This is a genomic window from Streptomyces griseosporeus, assembly GCF_014656055.1.
Taxonomy (GTDB): Bacteria; Actinomycetota; Actinomycetes; order Streptomycetales; family Streptomycetaceae; genus Streptomyces; species Streptomyces griseosporeus.
The window spans coordinates 557,130-572,438 of the sequence record NZ_BNBR01000001.1 but is presented as its reverse complement, the minus strand read 5'-3'; the positions used below and the strand labels follow the sequence as shown (position 1 = coordinate 572,438).

Sequence of the window (15,309 nt, the reverse complement as noted above, 5' to 3'; positions counted from 1 at the left end):
GTTTCGGCCCGGTCCTCACACGTGTGCGCCGCCCGAGTGGCGATCACCCGGCGGTGACCCTAGTAATGGGCAGGGTCAAGTCGCGTGTCGCAGCTCGGGGCGCAGGAGCGACCGCACCCCTCAGAGAGAGCTCAGCATGATCACCCGCTCTTCACCGCCGCCCGGACCGGACCGACCGTCAACCACGCTCACCGAAGCCGAAGCCGGAGCGAGCACCGCACCGCCCTACGGGGACGCAGTGCAGCCCGTCGCGGCGCCCGGCGCCGCGACGCCCGTCGTGAACGGGGCCGGACCGGCCCCCGCACCCGGCGTGCGCGCCGAAACCGAGGCCGGCCTCGCCCGCGCGCCCGAGCCCGAACCCGGAGCACCGGCGGATGCCGGTACCCCTGGTGCCCCCGGTGACCCCGGCGATCCAGGACCTCTCGGCGAGGCCGGTGATCCCGCCCGGTACCTCCGGGCGGACGAGTCCTCCGCGGCCTACGAGCCCGCAGGGGCCGACGAGTTCGCGGGTTCCCTGGAGGCCGTGGAGGCCGTCGAGGCCGAACTCGGCTACGCCGACCCCGTCGCCGGACTGCTCCGGGTGGCCGCCGCCGAGCGGTCCCTGGAGGACGTCGCCCGGCTCATCACCCTGCTGGAGCAGTCCGAGGACGGCGCCGGCACGGCCGCCGAGATGCTGCGTGCCGTCGGCACGGAGCGGCCCGTGGAGGACGTGTCCCGGCTGGCCGCCCTGCTGTCCCGCCCGCCGCACCACGCCGACGACGCCGACCGCATGATCCGCGCCGCGGCCGAGGCCCGCCCCGTCGAGGAGGTCACCCGGCTGATGGGCCTGCTGCACCGGCCGCCGCTGGAACAGGGCCGCGTCGACGAGGCGGTCCGGGCGGCGGCCACGGGGCGGCCGGTGGAGGAACTCGCGCACCTCATAGAGCTGCTCGCCCGTGAACGTGACGTGACGAACGTCACGCCGTCAGAAGAGGCGCCGGAGGAGCCGCAGGAGCCGCAGGGCCCCACCGGCACCACCTCCGGCACCCAGTTCCGCACCAGGTCCGGCCTGAAGGTCCGTCGCAAGGGCCGCGCGAAGGGCCGTGCGCCGGGCACCGAGACCGCCGCCCGGACCGCCGCGAAGGCCGCCGGGCCCGCCCCGTGGGTCACCTGGCTCGCCACGGCACTGCTCGCCCTGTGCGGGGCGGCGTACTTCCCGCTGCACCGCCACGGCGCACCGGCGAAGGTGTACGCCCTGGCCCTGGCGCTGTCCGGCGTCTGCCTGGTGCTCGCGCTGCTGCTGGCCGTGCGGCCCTCCCGGGTCCTGCTGTGCGCGGCCGTCGTCGTGCCGGCGGCCCTGGCCGGCGCCCAGGTGGCCGCCGAGCGCTTCGGGTCACCGGGACTGGTGCGGTCGCTCGAACTGACCCTCGCCCCCTCGTGGCTGGCCGGCCCGGCCGCCGTGGTCGCCGCGGTGGCGGCCCTGGCGGCGCTGCTCGTACGGGCCCCGGCGGACCGGAGGGTGGAAGTGACGCCGACCTAGCGGCGGGCGGCAGACGGGACTTTGCGGACGCGCCCCAGGACGTCGGTGTCCTGCGGGCGTGCGCTGGGACCGCTCAGTGCGCGCCCGCCTCCGTCAGCCCCCGCAGCACCCGGTCCGGCGTGAGCGGCAGTTCGCGGAAGCGGACGCCGGTGGCGTGGTGGACGGCGTTGCCGAGGGCGGCGGGCGTGCCGACGATGCCGATCTCGCCGATGCCCTTGCTGCCCATCGGGTTGAGGTGGGGGTCGTCCTCCTCGATCCAGTGCGCCTCGATGTCGGGGACGTCGGCGTGCACGGGCACGTGGTAGGCGGCGAGATCGCGCTCGGCGAAGTCGCCGAAGGCCGCGTCCACCGTGCTGCCCTCGGTGAGCGCCATGCCCAGACCCATCGTCAGGCCCCCGGTGAACTGGGACCGGGCGGTACGGGCGTTGAGGATGCGCCCGGCCGCGTAGACGCCCAGCAGCCGCCGTACCCGGATCTCCCCGGTGACCGTGTCGACGGCGACCTCCGCGAAGACGGCGCCGAAGGCGTGCCGCGCGTACGGGCTCTCCGCGTCGGCCTTCCCCCTCGTGTCGGAACGCGCCGTCAGACCCTCCGCCGGCAGCGGGCCGGCGTGCCCGGACAGCCGGCCGGCCAGCCCCACGCACGCCTCGTGCACCGCCCACCCCCAGGACGCCGTCCCGGACGAGCCGCCCGCCAGGGACGCCGGCGGCAGATCGCTGCGCCCCACCTCGGCCCGCACCCGCTCCGGGGGCACGCCCAGGGCGTCCGCGGCGATCCCGGCCAGCACGGTACGCGCGCCCGTGCCGATGTCCGTGGCGTTGATCTCGACGAGGAACGTGCCGTCGGGCAGTGCGTGGGCGACCGCCGTCGACGGCTGGACGAGGACGGGATACGTCGCCGCCGCCACGCCCGTCCCGATCAGCAGCGGTCCCTCGGCGCGGGACCGCGGGCGCGGGTCGCGGCCGTCCCAGCCGAAGCGGCGGGCCCCCTCGCGCAGGCAGTCCACGAGGTGCCGGCTGCTGAACGGCCTGCCGCTGTCCGGTTCCGTCCGCGGCTCGTTGACGATCCGCAGCTCCACCGGGTCCATGCCGAGCGCCCCGGCCAGCTCGTCCATCGCCGACTCCAGCGCGTACATGCCCGGCGCCTCCCCGGGCGCGCGCATCCACGACGGGGTGGGCACGTCCAGCGGCACCACCCGGTGAACGGTGAGGCTGTTCGGGGCGGCGTACATGACGCGCGACGGTACGGCCGCCTGCTCGACGAACTCCTTGACGCGCGAGGTGTGCGTGGCGACCTCGTGCACCAGGCCGGTCAGCCGCCCGTCCCGGCCGGCTCCGAGCCGTACCCGGTGCAGGGTGGGCGCCCGGTGCCCGACCACCTGCGGCAGGAAGCGACGCGGCAGCACCACCGTGACCGGACGCCGCGTCACCACACTGGCCATCGTGGCGAGCACGACGTCCGGGCGGGGCGTCCCCTTCGAGCCGAAGCCGCCGCCCACGTGCTCCGCGAGCACGCTGATCCGCTCCCGCGGCAGCCCGAACAGCCCGGCCAGCACGGCCCGTACGACCGTCGTGCCCTGGCTGGAGGTGTGCACCGTCAGCCGCTCCCCGTCCCAGTGCGCGCTGCTGGCGTGCGGTTCCATCGGGTGGTTGTGCAGCGGCGGCACCCGGTAACGGACGTCGACCGCGACCGCGGCGGACGTCAGCGCCCGGTCCGGATCGCCGTGCCGGCGCAGCCCCGGGTGGCCGGCGTTGGCCTCCTCCGGGACGTACGCCGACGGATGGCCGGGGATGAGGATCACATCGTGCGGCTCCTCGGCGCAGTCCACCCGGACGGCGGCGGCGCCCGCCCGGGCCGCCTCCGGGGTCTCGGCCACGACCAGGGCGACGAACCAGCCGCGGTGCGGCACCCGGTCGTCCTGCAGCACGGCGAGCGTCGGGTCGTCACCCTCGCCGAGCCGGGGCGCGTTCTCGTGCGTCAGCACCGTGACCACGCCGGGCGTCTCCAGCGCGGCCCGTACGTCGACCCCGGTCACCCGGCCGCGGGCCACCGTCGCCGGCACCGGCCGGGCGAACAGCCGCCCGGGGGAGGGGTGCTCGGCGGCGTAGCGGGCGGAACCGGTGACCTTCAGGGGGCCTTCACGGCGTTCGGGGGCGGAGGGCGGAGCGGTGGTGGTGTCGGCCATGGGTCCTCCTGGCTGGTGCCGGTCAGGCGGTGGCTGCGGGCGGTGCCAGTCGCGTCAGGACGTCGAGGGCGAGCGCGCGGGCCAGCGGCACCTTGTACGCGTTGTCCCGCAGCGGGCGCGCGGCCGACAGCTCCAGGTCGACGGCCCGCTCGAACGCCGCCGCGGTCGGAGCCGCGCCCAGCAGCGCCTCCTCGGCCCGGCGGGCCCGCCACGGCCGGTGCGCGAGCGCCCCGAAGGCGATCCCCGCGTGCTCCACCACACCGTCGGTCACCTGGAGTACGGCGGCGACGGACGCCAGCGCGAACGCGTACGACGCCCGGTCCCGGGCCTTGCGGTACCGCGAGGGAAGCCCCGCCGTCGCGGCCGGCAGCAGCACCCCGGTGATCAGCTCGCCGGGGCGCAGCACGGTGTCCCGCTGCGGCTGTTCCCCGGGCAGCCGGTGGAACTCCGCCGCCTCGACGGTCCGCACCCCCGAGGCGCCGTACAGCTCGACCCGTGCGTCGAGCGCGGCCAGCGCCACCGCCATGTCCGACGGGTGCGTGGCGACGCACTGCTCGGACCAGCCGAGGACGGCGTGGTCGCGGTTCACACCCTCCAGCGCGCCGCACCCGCTGCCGGGCGTGCGCTTGTTGCACGGTTTCGACACGTCCTGGAAGTACGGGCAGCGCGTGCGCTGGAGGAGGTTGCCGCCCGTGGTGGCGGCGTTGCGCAGCTGGCCCGAGGCGCCCGCGAGGAGCGCCTGCGACAGCGCGGGATAACGCTCCCGCACGAGGGGGTGCGCGGCCAGGTCGCTGTTGCGGACCAGCGCCCCGACGCGCAGCGCGCCGCCCGGCACCTCCTCCACCGCGTCCAGCGGCAGCCGCGTGAGATCGACCAGCGCGCCCGGCTCCTCCACGCCCAGCTTCATCAGGTCGACCAGGTTGGTGCCGCCGCCCAGATAGCGGGCGCCGGGCCGGGCGGCGAACGCCTCGGCGGCCTCCGCGACACTGCCCGGCCGTACGTAGGCGAAGGGCTTCACGGGATCACGTCCTCCACCGCCTCGACGATGCGTGGATAGGCCCCGCAGCGGCACAGGTTGCCGCTGAGCCGCTCGCGGATCTCCGGCCGGTCCAGGCGCACCGGGCGGTCGGCGGGCGCCGCCGGATCGGTGACGTGGGACGGATGCCCCGCGGCCGCCTCGGCCAGCATGCCCAGGGCGGAGCAGATCTGACCCGGCGTGCAGTAACCGCACTGGAAGGCGTCCCGTTCCTGGAACGCCCGTTGCAGGGGATGCAACTCCTCCCCGTCGCCGGACAGGCCCTCGACGGTCGTGACGTCGCAGCCGTCCAGGGACACGGCCAGCAGCAGACAGCTGTTGACGCGCCGGCCGCCCAGCAGCACCGTGCAGGCGCCGCACTGGCCGTGGTCGCAGCCCTTCTTCGCGCCGGGCAGGTCGAGATCCTCGCGCAGCAGGTCCAGCAGGGTGCGCCGGTGGTCCACGGTGAGCGTGTACGGCTTGCCGTTCACGCGAAGCGTGACGTCGGAGGCGGTGGCGTGGGAGGCGGTGGCGCCGGCCGGGGTGTGCTGACCGGTCATGTCGTGGCTGCCCTTCCGGGGGACGGGGGTCCGTCGTGCTGTTCGGACCGCGTATCCACGCTGCGGCGGCTGACACGTGCCGGGGCGGGAGAAAACGGGGGTGACCGTGCGGTGCCGTCTTCTGACCGTGCGGTGCCGTTTTCTAGGCTCGGTGCATGGCTGCCGACACAGACGTCCCCCACGCCGCTGTCCCCGCGCTGCGCGCCGCCTACGGCTCCCTCGCCGACGTCGTCCGTCCACTGGGCGACGAGGAGTCCTGGCTGCCCACCGCCTGCACCGGCTGGGCGGTCAGGGATCTGCTGTTCCACCTGCTCGGCGACGCCCGGCGCGCCCTGATCGCCCTGCACACGCCCGCCGCCGGCCCGGCCGACCGCGACGCCGTCACCTACTGGCGGGACTGGGGGCCCGGCGACCCGGTGGGCGCGGCCAACGGCCGCCGCTTCGCGCGGGTCGGCGCCAGCATGTTCCTGGACTTCGGGCAGCTGCGCGACCTGTACCTGGAGACCGCCGCGGCCGCCGTGCACGCCTCCGCCGCCACCGACCCCGGTCGCCTCGTGGCCACCCAGGGGCACGTGCTCACCGCGGGCGACCTGATCACGACCCTCGCCGTCGAGGCGACCGTCCACCACCTCGACCTGGTCGTGGCACTGCCCGGCGCCGAGCCGCCGTCGTCCGCCGGGCTGGCGGCGGTGCGCGGCACTCTCGACGGCCTGCTGGGGCGGCCGGTGCCTGTGCCGTGGAGCGACGCGGAGTACGCGCGTGCCGCGACGGGGCGCGCGGCGCTCACCGAGGAGGAGCGGCGGGTGCTGGGCTCGGACGCCGGGCGGTTTCCGCTCTTCTGCTGAGACCTCGCGTCTCTGTCCGGGGCTTCGGGGCTATGACTTCGTTCTCTCGTCCGTGTCGCGGGGTGGTGCGGTCGGTGGGCGCAGGGCCTTCGCCGAGTCCTTCAGCCGTTCCAGCGTGCGGGTCAGCTGCTGGAACGGCGAGCCGCCCAACCGCCCGGACGGCTGCTGCTGCGCGGGGATCACGGCTCCGGCCGACTCCTGGTAGGCCGCGAGCGCCTCGTGGGCCCGCTCGGCCGCCTCCCGGTACAGGTCCCGGGACCTGGTCATCGCCTCCAGCGCCTCGGCGTACATCGCCACGAGCCTGCGCTCCCGCTCCAGCTCCTCCTCCAGGGTGAACAGGTGCCAGTGCTCCCGTACGGCCGTCAGCAGTTCCTCGGCGCCCTCGGGCAGGGGCCTGGACAGCGCGGCGAAACGTGTCACCGTGCCGACGAGTTCGAGAGGCTCCGAGCCGTCGAGGAAGACGGTGCGCACCGACAGCTCGTGGGTCTCCATGCCCTGCGGCGCCGGGGTGCCCGGCAGCACCAGGGCTCCGCCCCGCGGCACCTCGACGCCGAACTCGCGCAGCGCCCAGTTGACGGCGCGCAGCTGGTGCGGGGCGGCGCGGTGCTCGATCACGCGGTGGTGGAGGCCGGGCGGGAGATACGGCGTCAGTGGTGCCTGGCCGCGCGCGTCGGGGGTCATCGCCTCGTGCACGACCACATGGACGTCCCAGGTGTCGCGCATGGCGTCGCGCAGGATCCGGCGCATCACCTTGTCGTCCTCGGGCAGCGCGTTGGCGTGCAGGTGGCGCGGGCCGCCGGCCGACTCGTGGGGCCAGGTGCCGTCCGGGTCGTGCGGCCAGAACATGGCCGAGGGGGCGGGCCAGGCGAGGTCCCAGGGCCGGTCGGCCTCCGCGAGGAGCGTCCACTCCTGTCCGCGGTCGGCCCCCTCGGCCACGGTCAGCGTGGCCCGGACGGTCACCTCGTCCTCCAGGCGCCAGCGGGCCTCGAACGCCCGGCGGCCCGGTGGGGCCTCGTCCTCCGGCAGCTCCAGGAAGTCCTGCAGTGTGCCGTCGTCCTTGAGCAGCTGGAGGTGTTTGCGGACGACGCCCGCGGCGGCGTAGCCGAGGTGACGGCCTCGGGCCGTCCAGACGGTGGGAGGGGTGGCGGACCGGTCGGCGGGGGTGCTGGGCATGGGTCCATTCGTGAGGCGGGGGCGGGCGGCGTGCTCCAGCCAGTATGGGTGGGGGTGGGTTCTACTTGGTCACGGGGGGCCGGGGTGCGGATTTCGCCTGCGGGGTGGTGGGGGTTGCTCGCGCAGTTCCCCGCGCCCTTGGATGCCTGGGCGGCCCCTTCCCGCCGTGCGCGGCTGCGGCCCGTCGGTGGCTCGGAGCCGCGCACGGGGTGTGGGGCGCGCACAACAGCTCGGTCGGTTCACACGTGGTTCCGGGCCCGGTGGCCGTCGAGAATCGTCCGGGCGGACAGGGCCCGTCCACCATCCGCATCGGGGCGGGTCCTGTCCGTTTCGGTGCCGGTCAGCGGTGTCCGCCCCGGCGTCGGCGGCGGGGTGGGTCCGGTGGGGTGTCCCCGGGCGGGGGTGCGCTGAAGCCGCCCGGGACCAGGGGGCCCGGGGCGGTGTGACGGGGGCCCGGTTGTTCCGGTACCCGGGTGCGTTCGGGGGGTGCGGCGCGGGCCACCACCCGCGCGTGGGTCATCAGCGGGGCGCACGCGGAGCACACCTCGCAGAGGGTCCAGACCTGGCCGACCGCGGGATCGTGCCGCAGGACGAGGAGGACCTGGCCGGCGCAGGCCACCCGCGTGCCCTCGTGTGCGGCGCACCGCTGCTGCCGGCACCAGCAGGCGGCGTCCGGTCGTACCGCCGCCGCCTTGGCGTGGGCGGCGGCATGGGCCTCGGCGAACCGTCGCAGCGCGGCCACGTCGCGGGAGCGCGGCGGCATGGCGCAGGCGGAGGAGCAGGTGACGGAGGCCGTGCGGTCGCGGTGGCCGACCACCCGGATGGTCCAGGAGCGGCCGGGACGGCGGGCCGACGGTGCGTGAGGGTACGTGAGAGCCAAGAGCGACACGTCCTTCGGGAAGCGGTGCGGGAGACGGGGGGCGGTCACCGAGGGGGAGCAGCCGTCCACCGGGAGTGAGCCCGTTCACAGCATGCCCGTGACCTGGCGATGCAATCCGTCTCCGCGCGCGTGGCTTCCCCCGGGCGGCGGTGTGCATATATCGGCAGCCGATATATCCTGGCTGCATGGCATCGAGGAGCATGACCCAGGCCGCGTTCTTCGTACTGACGGCTCTGGCCGATCAGCCCCGGCACGGTTACGGCATCCTGCGCGAGATAGAGGAACTGTCGGACGGCGAGGTGCAGTTGCGTGTCGGCACGCTGTACGGGGTGCTCGACCGGCTCACCGCCGACGGACTGATCGCGCTGGACCGTGAGGAGGTCCAGCAGGGGCGGCTGCGGCGCTATTACCGCCTCACCGACGAGGGTGTCCGCGCGCTGGGCGCCGAGGCGCAGCGCATGGCCGCCGGAGCCGACGCGGCCCGGCGGCGTCTCGCCGAGGGGCGGCACGCCCCGGGACCCGGACTCGCCGGAGGCCTCGCATGACGACCCTGCTCGAATCCCGCTACCGCGCCGTGCTGCGGCTCCTCCCCGCCTACTACCGCCGCGAGCGCGAGGAGGAGATGGTCGAGGTCTACCTCTGGGACGTCGACCGCGACACGCAGGACCAGTCGCGGCCTACGGTCGGTGAGGTCGCGAGCATCGCCGCCCTTGCCGTGCGCACCCGGCTGGGCGCCGCCGGAGCCCCTCGCCGCTACGCCCTGCTCGGTGCCGCCGTACGCCATTTCGCGCTCTTCGCCGTGCTGCTCCAGGCCGCCGCCGCGGTCGTCGACCGTGCCTTGGAGGTGACCTGGGCGGGGACCCACGGGTGGGACATGTTCCTGAGCGGGTTCACCGGGCGCGGTGCGGGGCTGGGGGGCGTTGCCGTCGCCCAGTGGGTGCTGCCCCTGTTGTGGACGGGGGGCTGGTTCGCCCTGTTCCGTGAGCGGCGTGGCCTCGCGCGGGTCTGTGTTCTGGTGGCTGCTCTGCCGACCCTGTGGCCTGTTGTGGCGCCGCTGGTGACGGACGCCGTTCCGCCCGATCCGGCGTACGCCACCGCCTCGCTGGTGCTGGCCTGGCTCTCCGCGTTCGGTGTGTGCGCGGCCTTCCACCGTGACGCGCCGGCTGTCGTCCTCCCGGCCGGTACGCCCGGGCTCTGGCATCTGGCCTGCTGTGTGGTGATGGGGGCGTCCGTCGTGCTGGTGCCGACGTCGGCCGACGCGGTGTGGGCGCCGGCCACCGGGTTCCTCGCCTGCGCCCTCGGCTGGCTGCTGTGGCGTGCCCGGTCGTCCGGTCAGGGCGGCGCGGGCACGCTCGCGCTGGCCTTTCTCGGCCTGCTCGTGCTGGCGTTGCGGGTCGCCGCCCTCGTTCCCTGGCTGGACGTGTCCGTCCCCGGTGTGGTGGTCGCCGGCTTCGTCGGGCAGGCGGTGGCCGTCGCGCTGCTGACCGTGGCCCTGGCCGTCGTCGGCGGGCGGGATCTCGCCGCCCGCTGACCGCGTCAGTGCGGGAAGACGCGGGGCTGCCGGGGGCGGGTGATCTCCTCGCGGAACTCCGCGATACGGGTGCTGATCTGACGCATCAGCACCGTGTCGGCGAGTCGGTGCAGGTAGAGGTTGCGGCGGGCCAGGGTCGGGGCGTCCACGCAGAAGTACAGGGTCATCAGCGGGTTGACGAACAGTTCGCTGCCCTTGGTGCGGTCGGTGAAGCGCACGTCGCCGAACTCGCCGCGTACGGCGGCGGCGACCGAGCCGTTGACGATGCTCGGGTGGTGCGGGGTGTGCTCCTGGGCGTGGGCCACCGCGTCCAGGTAGCGGGCGCCCTCGGCGCTGTCGCGGGGCAGCGAGAACGCCCCGAGGTAGCCGCCCTCGCGGTCCAGCGCCGCCAGGTTCTCCAGCACGTGCGCGTGGTTCACACCGTGGTAGGCGTCCACGCCGAAGCCGAGGCAGGCGACGAGCCGCCGGGGGATCTCCGCCAGGGCGTCCACCGCGGCCAGGCTGGCCATGTCCTCCTCCGGGGTGCCGAGCCCGTGCTCGTCGCCGCGCAGGAGGATGTCGGTCCCGCCGTCGACCAGGACGACGGCGTCCACCCCGCCCAGGCGCCCGACGAGCGCCCGGTACGCGTGCCGCAGCGGGGCCACGCCGGTGCGGGGGAAGGCGTACACCGTCGCGGGCAGGCCCTGTCCGTCCAGCCATGCCGCCAGCGTCCGTTCGGGGAAGTAGTCCCCGCGCAACGGAGTCTCGGGTCCGACGGCCGCCACGTCCGGGGCCACCCAGTGGTCCAGGCCCAGCCCGTGCAGGTCCGCGAAGGACAGGCTGGCCAGGTGGACCTCCTTCCCGGCCGACCGCAGGGCCAGCGCGAGCGGCAGCCCCGCGTAGACGTCGAAACCGCCGCCGGCGCCGGCGACGAGGACGCTGCGGGCGTCCCGCAGCCGGGTGAAGAAGGGAGGCTCGTGAAGGGTGAACACCCGGGGACGGTAACAACCGCGCGGACGCCGGCGCGCCGGGCCCCCGGTCTGGTCGGGGGCCCGACGCCCTTGTGGTGCCGGGGAGTTACGCCCCGCTCTCGCGGAGCATGTCCTCGCGCTCGACGATCTTCACACGCTCACGGCCCTGCGGCTCGCCCAGGGCGCGCTCGGCGGCGTCCAGCTTGTACCAGCCCTCCCAGGTGGTGAAGCGGACGCCCCGCTCGGCGAGGAAGGCGTCGACCGCCTCCGGGCCGGGCGAGACCGGCGTGTGCAGCCGCTCGTGGGCGAAGTCGTCCAGCAGGTTGGCCACAGTCTCGTTGGCGTCGCCCTTGGTGTGGCCGATCAGGCCGACCGGGCCGCGCCGGATCCAGCCGGTGACGTAGACGGACTGCAGGTGGTCGCCGCCCTCCTCGATGACCCGGCCGCCCTCGTCCGGGACCGTGCCCGACTCGAGGTCCCAGGGCAGCTTGGGCAGCTTGTCGGAGAGGTAGCCGACCGCCCGGTAGACCGCGTCGACCTCCCAGTCCGTGTACGTGCCGGTGCCCTTCACGTTGCCGGTGCCGTCCAGCTCCGTGCGCTCGGTGCGCAGGCCCACGACCTTGCCGTCCTCGCCGAGGATCTCCACCGGAGATTCGAAGAAGTGCAGGTGGATCCGGTGCGGGCGGTCGCCGACGTCGCGGATCGCCCAGTTCTCCAGGGTCTTGGCGACCATGTCGGTCTGCTTGTTGCCCCGGCGCTCGGCGATCGAGCCCTCGTCGTAGTCGATGTCCTCGGGGTTGACGATCACCTCGATGCTGGGGGAGTGGTCCAGCTCCCGCAGCTCCATCGGGCTGAACTTCGCCTGCGCCGGGCCGCGGCGGCCGAAGACGTGGATCTCCTTGGCCCGGTTGGCCTTGAGGCCCTCGTAGACGTTCGGCGGGATCTCCGTCGGCAGCAGCTCGTCGGCCGTCTTGGCGAGGATCCGGGAGATGTCCAGGGCCACGTTGCCGACGCCGAGGACGGCGACCTTCTCCGCGTGCAGCGGCCAGGTGCGCGGCACGTCCGGGTGGCCGTCGTACCAGGAGGCGAAGTCGGCGGCGCCGTAGGAGCCGTCCAGGTCGACGCCGGGGATGCGCAGCTCGCGGTCGGCCATGGCGCCGGTCGAGAAGATCACGGCGTCGTAGAAGGCCCGCAGGTCGTCCAGGTGGACGTCGGTGCCGTAGTTCACGTTGCCGAAGAGGCGGACCTGCGGCTTGTCCAGCACCTGGTGCAGGGCGGTGACGATGCCCTTGATCCGGGGGTGGTCGGGGGCGACGCCGTAACGGATCAGTCCGAACGGCGCCGGCATGCGCTCGAAGAGGTCGACGGAGACACCGGGGTCGGCGGCCACGTCGGACTTGAGCAGCGCGTCGGCGGCGTAGATCCCGGCGGGGCCGGCTCCGACAATGGCTACCCGCAGGGGGCGGGGCATGATCAGTTCCCTTCGAGCGGCAGTGGATCGACTCGTCGGGAAGCCTAAACTAAGGCAAACCTAACCCGGTACGGGGGTCCGGTCTATGACGTCATAAGGGCCGCTTATGAGGGATCAAAGGCCCGGTTGGAGGTGCGCGGGCGCCTACGGCAGTGCCTGCTCCGCCCAGATGATCTTCCCGGTGGGGGTGTACCGCGTCCCCCACCGCTCGGCGAGCTGCGCCACCAGGAACAGGCCCCGGCCGCCCTCGTCCGACGCCGCCGCGTACCGCAGGTGCGGCGAGGTGCTGCTGCCGTCGGACACCTCGCAGATCAGCGTCCGGTCGAGCAGCAGTCGTACCCGCACCGGGGCGCTGCCGTAGCGGATCGCGTTGGTCACCAGCTCGCTCAGGATCAGCTCCGTGGTGAACGCCAGCTCCTCCAGGTCCCACGCGGCCAGCTGCCGCCCGACCAGCGCGCGCACCTCCCGCACCGCCGCCGGGTCCAGCGGCACCTCCCGCTCGGCGACCCGGTCCGCGCCCAGCGCCCGGGTCCGCGCCACCAGCAGGGCGATGTCGTCGCCGGGCCGGGCCGGCAGCAGCGCGTCGAGCGCCGCCCGGCACGTCTCCTCCGGGGAGGAGCCCGCCCCGGCCAGCGCGTCGCGCAGCAGATCGAGCCCGGAGTCGATGTCCCGCTCCCGGTCCTCCACCAGACCGTCGGTGTACAGCACCAGCCGGCTGCCCTCCGCCAGCTCCAGCTCGGCCGTCTCGAACGGCAGCCCGCCCACGCCGAGAGGCGGCCCGGACGCCACGTCCGGGAACTCCACGGTGCCGTCCGGCGCCACCACCGCGGGCGGCGGATGACCCGCGCGGGCCATCGTGCAGCGCCGCGTCACCGGGTCGTACACCGCGTACAGGCAGGTCGCCCCGCTGACCGGCGCGGTGCCGCCGTCCGCCGCCTCGTCCTGGTCGATCCGCCCCACCATCTCGTCCAGCAGCGCCAGCAGTTCGTCCGGCGCCGGATCGAGCGCCGAGAAGTTGTGCACGGCCGTCCGCAGCCGGCCCATCGTGGCCGCCGCGTGCAGCCCGTGCCCGACCACGTCGCCCACCACCAGCGCCACCCGCGCCCCGGACAGCGGCAGTACGTCGAACCAGTCGCCGCCCACCCCGGCCTGCGCGGGCAGATAGCGGTAGGCGATGTCCAGGGCGTTCTGCGCGGGCAGGCTGCGCGGCAGCAGACTGCGCTGCAGCGTCACCGCCAGACCGTGCTCGCGCGTGTAGCGGCGGGCGTTGTCGATGGAGACCGCGGCCCGCGCCACCAGCTCCTCGGCCAGCGCCACCTCGTCGGCGTCGAACGGCACCGGCCGCTCGGAGCGCCAGAAGGTGACCACGCCGAGGATCAGCGCGCCCGCCCGCACCGGCACCGCGATCAGCGAGTGGATGCCGAACTCCACGACCTGCGCCGAGCGTTCCGCGTCCTGCGCCTGCCAGCCCGCCGCCTCCGCGAGCCGCGGCTCGGCGACGGCCTGCCCCGTGCGCAGGGCGCGCCCCTGCGGCGAGGAGTCCACGAACCGCAGCTGCTCGCTCACCGGGTACAGCGGCGCGTCCTTGCGGATCCCGCTGAGCGCCGTACGGCGCAGGGTGCCGCCCGGCTCCGGCTCCTCCCCGGCGAGCACCGCGTCGAAGAGGTCGACGGTGGCGAAGTCCGCGAACCGCGGTACCGCCAGCTCGGCCAGCTCCTCCGCCGTGCGGCCCACGTCCAGGCCCGTCCCGACGGCCACACCGGCGTCGTACAGCAGATGCAGCCGCTCCCGGGCCTCCTCCGCGCGGCCCGACAGGGCGCGCAGCTCGGTGGAGTCGCGCAGCGTGGCCACGCTGCCGGACGGGCCGCCCTCCAGGTCGGTCGGCCGCTGGTTGATCGCCAGCAGCCGGTCGCCCACCAGGTGCACCTCGTCCGTGGCCATCCGGCCGGAGGCGAGCAGCTCGGCGGTGTCCGGATCGAGCCCCAGGTCGAGCACGGGGCGCCGCTCGGCGTCCGCCGGCAGGTGCAGCAGCCGGTGCGCCTCGTCGTTGGCGAGCAGCAGCTCGCCCTCCGCGCCGACGATGATCACGCCCTCCCGCACCGAGTGCAGGACGGCGTCGTGATGCTCGTACATGCGGGTCATCTCGCGCGGGCCCAGCCCGTGCGTCTGGCGCAGCAGCCGTCTGCTGACCAGCGCGGTGCCGGCCGTGGCCAGGGCCATCGCCACGCCCGCGGCGGCCAGCACCAGCGGCAGCTGCCGGTCCGCGGCGCCGCCCACGTGCCGCGTGGTGATCCCGGACGACACCAGACCCACCACGGTCCCGTCGGGCGCCTTGACCGGCACCACCGCCTGCACCAGCCGGCCGATCGTGCCGTCGACCTCCTCCACGACCGTCCCGCCGGCCACCGCGGGCGCGATGGTGCCGACGAACTTCTTGCCGATCCGGTCCGGCTTGGGGTGCGTGTAGCGGATGCCCTCGGTGTTCGTGACCACGATGAAGTCGACGTGGGTCGCCTTCCGCGCCGCCTCCGCGCGCGGCTGGAGCACGGCGGTGGGGTGCGGGCTGCGCAGCGCCTCGACGATGCCGGGGGAGTTGGCGAAGGTCTGGGCCACGGCGAGCGAACGGTTGCGGGCCTCGCGCGTGGTGTCGGCGCGCGACTGCAGCACCAGCGCCACCACGGCGGCCAGCACCAGCAGCAGGACGATGACCACCTGGAAGACGAACACCTGTCCGGCCAGGCTGCGTCCGGCCAGAGCCGCCCGCAGCCCGGCCCCCCACCGGTTCCTGCCCCCGCCGTCCCGCGCCCGGTCCCCGGCCGGGGCGGGCTTCCGTCCCGTGGAGGTCTGACGGACACGGTCGGAGGCGGGCGCGGAGCGCATGCCGCCGGGACGGGGCGACCGGGTCCCGGAGCGACCGAGAAGTCGGACCATGTGCCATGTCTACACTGCCGCGCCGTGTGAGGCGAGGGGCGTCACATCCGGAGGAGACCCCGCCCGAGCGGGGCGGGGGCCGTACGGGGCAAGGGTGGAGGGCGTGCGGGGCGGCGGTGGGGGGCCGTGGTGGAGGGGGTCCGGAGGGCGGGGTGGCACGGGAGCCGGCCGACCGGCGGAGGCGGTGCGGAGGGCGGGGTGAGCACGGGAGCCGGCCGACCGGCGGAGGCAGTGCGGAGGACCGGGTGA

At 74.9% G+C, this 15,309-nt stretch carries 12 protein-coding genes; 4 read left to right on the top strand and 8 right to left on the bottom strand.

Annotated features, from left to right (window positions below; all coding sequences use genetic code 11):
- The first annotated feature begins 238 nt into the window (after positions 1 to 238).
- On the top strand, positions 239 to 1,519 hold the full coding sequence (locus IE308_RS02545) for a hypothetical protein (RefSeq protein WP_190216397.1): 1,281 nt from the start codon (positions 239 to 241) through the stop codon (positions 1,517 to 1,519).
- Positions 1,520 to 1,592: 73 nt separating this feature from the next.
- Here IE308_RS02545 and IE308_RS02540 read toward each other — a convergent pair whose 3' ends face one another.
- From IE308_RS02540 to IE308_RS02530, 3 genes are read right to left on the bottom strand one after another with little or no spacing between them, the layout of a single operon-like run.
- Positions 1,593 to 3,704, bottom strand: a complete 2,112-nt coding sequence (locus IE308_RS02540; RefSeq protein ID WP_190216396.1) for a xanthine dehydrogenase family protein molybdopterin-binding subunit — start codon at positions 3,702 to 3,704, stop codon at positions 1,593 to 1,595.
- A 22-nt stretch (positions 3,705 to 3,726) separates the two neighbouring features.
- Positions 3,727 to 4,722: an FAD binding domain-containing protein gene (locus IE308_RS02535; RefSeq protein ID WP_110634807.1), complete on the bottom strand. Its 996-nt coding sequence runs from the start codon at positions 4,720 to 4,722 to the stop codon at positions 3,727 to 3,729.
- Entirely contained in the window at positions 4,719 to 5,279 is a 561-nt protein-coding gene (locus IE308_RS02530; protein WP_190216395.1) for a 2Fe-2S iron-sulfur cluster-binding protein, read from the bottom strand. Before IE308_RS02530 ends, IE308_RS02535 begins: the two co-directional genes overlap by 4 nt.
- 155 nt (positions 5,280 to 5,434) lie before the next feature.
- Between IE308_RS02530 and IE308_RS02525 the strand changes: the two genes are divergently transcribed.
- The gene (locus IE308_RS02525) at positions 5,435 to 6,124 is read left to right on the top strand and encodes a maleylpyruvate isomerase N-terminal domain-containing protein (RefSeq protein WP_190216394.1); all 690 of its coding nucleotides are present in this window, start codon (positions 5,435 to 5,437) and stop codon (positions 6,122 to 6,124) included.
- Positions 6,125 to 6,154: 30 nt separating this feature from the next.
- Here the strand turns inward: IE308_RS02525 and IE308_RS02520 are convergent, their stop codons facing one another.
- Positions 6,155 to 7,297, bottom strand: coding sequence for a hypothetical protein (locus IE308_RS02520; protein ID WP_190216393.1), 1,143 nt, complete (start codon positions 7,295 to 7,297; stop codon positions 6,155 to 6,157).
- 340 nt (positions 7,298 to 7,637) lie between these two features.
- A complete protein-coding gene (locus IE308_RS36740; RefSeq protein ID WP_229908674.1) occupies positions 7,638 to 8,177 on the bottom strand; it encodes a hypothetical protein in 540 nt (179 codons plus the stop codon).
- Between the two features lie 200 nt (positions 8,178 to 8,377).
- On the opposite strand from IE308_RS36740, the gene IE308_RS02510 reads away from it, so the two are divergent.
- The gene (locus tag IE308_RS02510) at positions 8,378 to 8,722 is read left to right on the top strand and encodes a PadR family transcriptional regulator (RefSeq protein WP_110634818.1); all 345 of its coding nucleotides are present in this window, start codon (positions 8,378 to 8,380) and stop codon (positions 8,720 to 8,722) included.
- Positions 8,719 to 9,708 carry a hypothetical protein gene (locus IE308_RS02505; protein WP_190216392.1) on the top strand — a complete coding sequence of 330 codons (990 nt, stop codon included), beginning with the start codon at positions 8,719 to 8,721 and terminating at the stop codon, positions 9,706 to 9,708. Before IE308_RS02510 ends, IE308_RS02505 begins: the two co-directional genes overlap by 4 nt.
- A gap of 5 nt (positions 9,709 to 9,713) precedes the next feature.
- Here the strand turns inward: IE308_RS02505 and IE308_RS02500 are convergent, their stop codons facing one another.
- From IE308_RS02500 to IE308_RS02490, 3 genes are all read right to left on the bottom strand, one after another.
- A complete protein-coding gene (locus tag IE308_RS02500; protein ID WP_190216391.1) occupies positions 9,714 to 10,679 on the bottom strand; it encodes a DUF1152 domain-containing protein in 966 nt (321 codons plus the stop codon).
- 85 nt (positions 10,680 to 10,764) lie between these two features.
- A complete protein-coding gene (locus IE308_RS02495; RefSeq protein WP_190216390.1) occupies positions 10,765 to 12,129 on the bottom strand; it encodes an FAD-dependent oxidoreductase in 1,365 nt (454 codons plus the stop codon).
- A gap of 144 nt (positions 12,130 to 12,273) precedes the next feature.
- On the bottom strand, positions 12,274 to 15,060 hold the full coding sequence (locus IE308_RS02490) for a SpoIIE family protein phosphatase (RefSeq protein ID WP_190216389.1): 2,787 nt from the start codon (positions 15,058 to 15,060) through the stop codon (positions 12,274 to 12,276).
- Positions 15,061 to 15,309 lie beyond the last annotated feature (249 nt).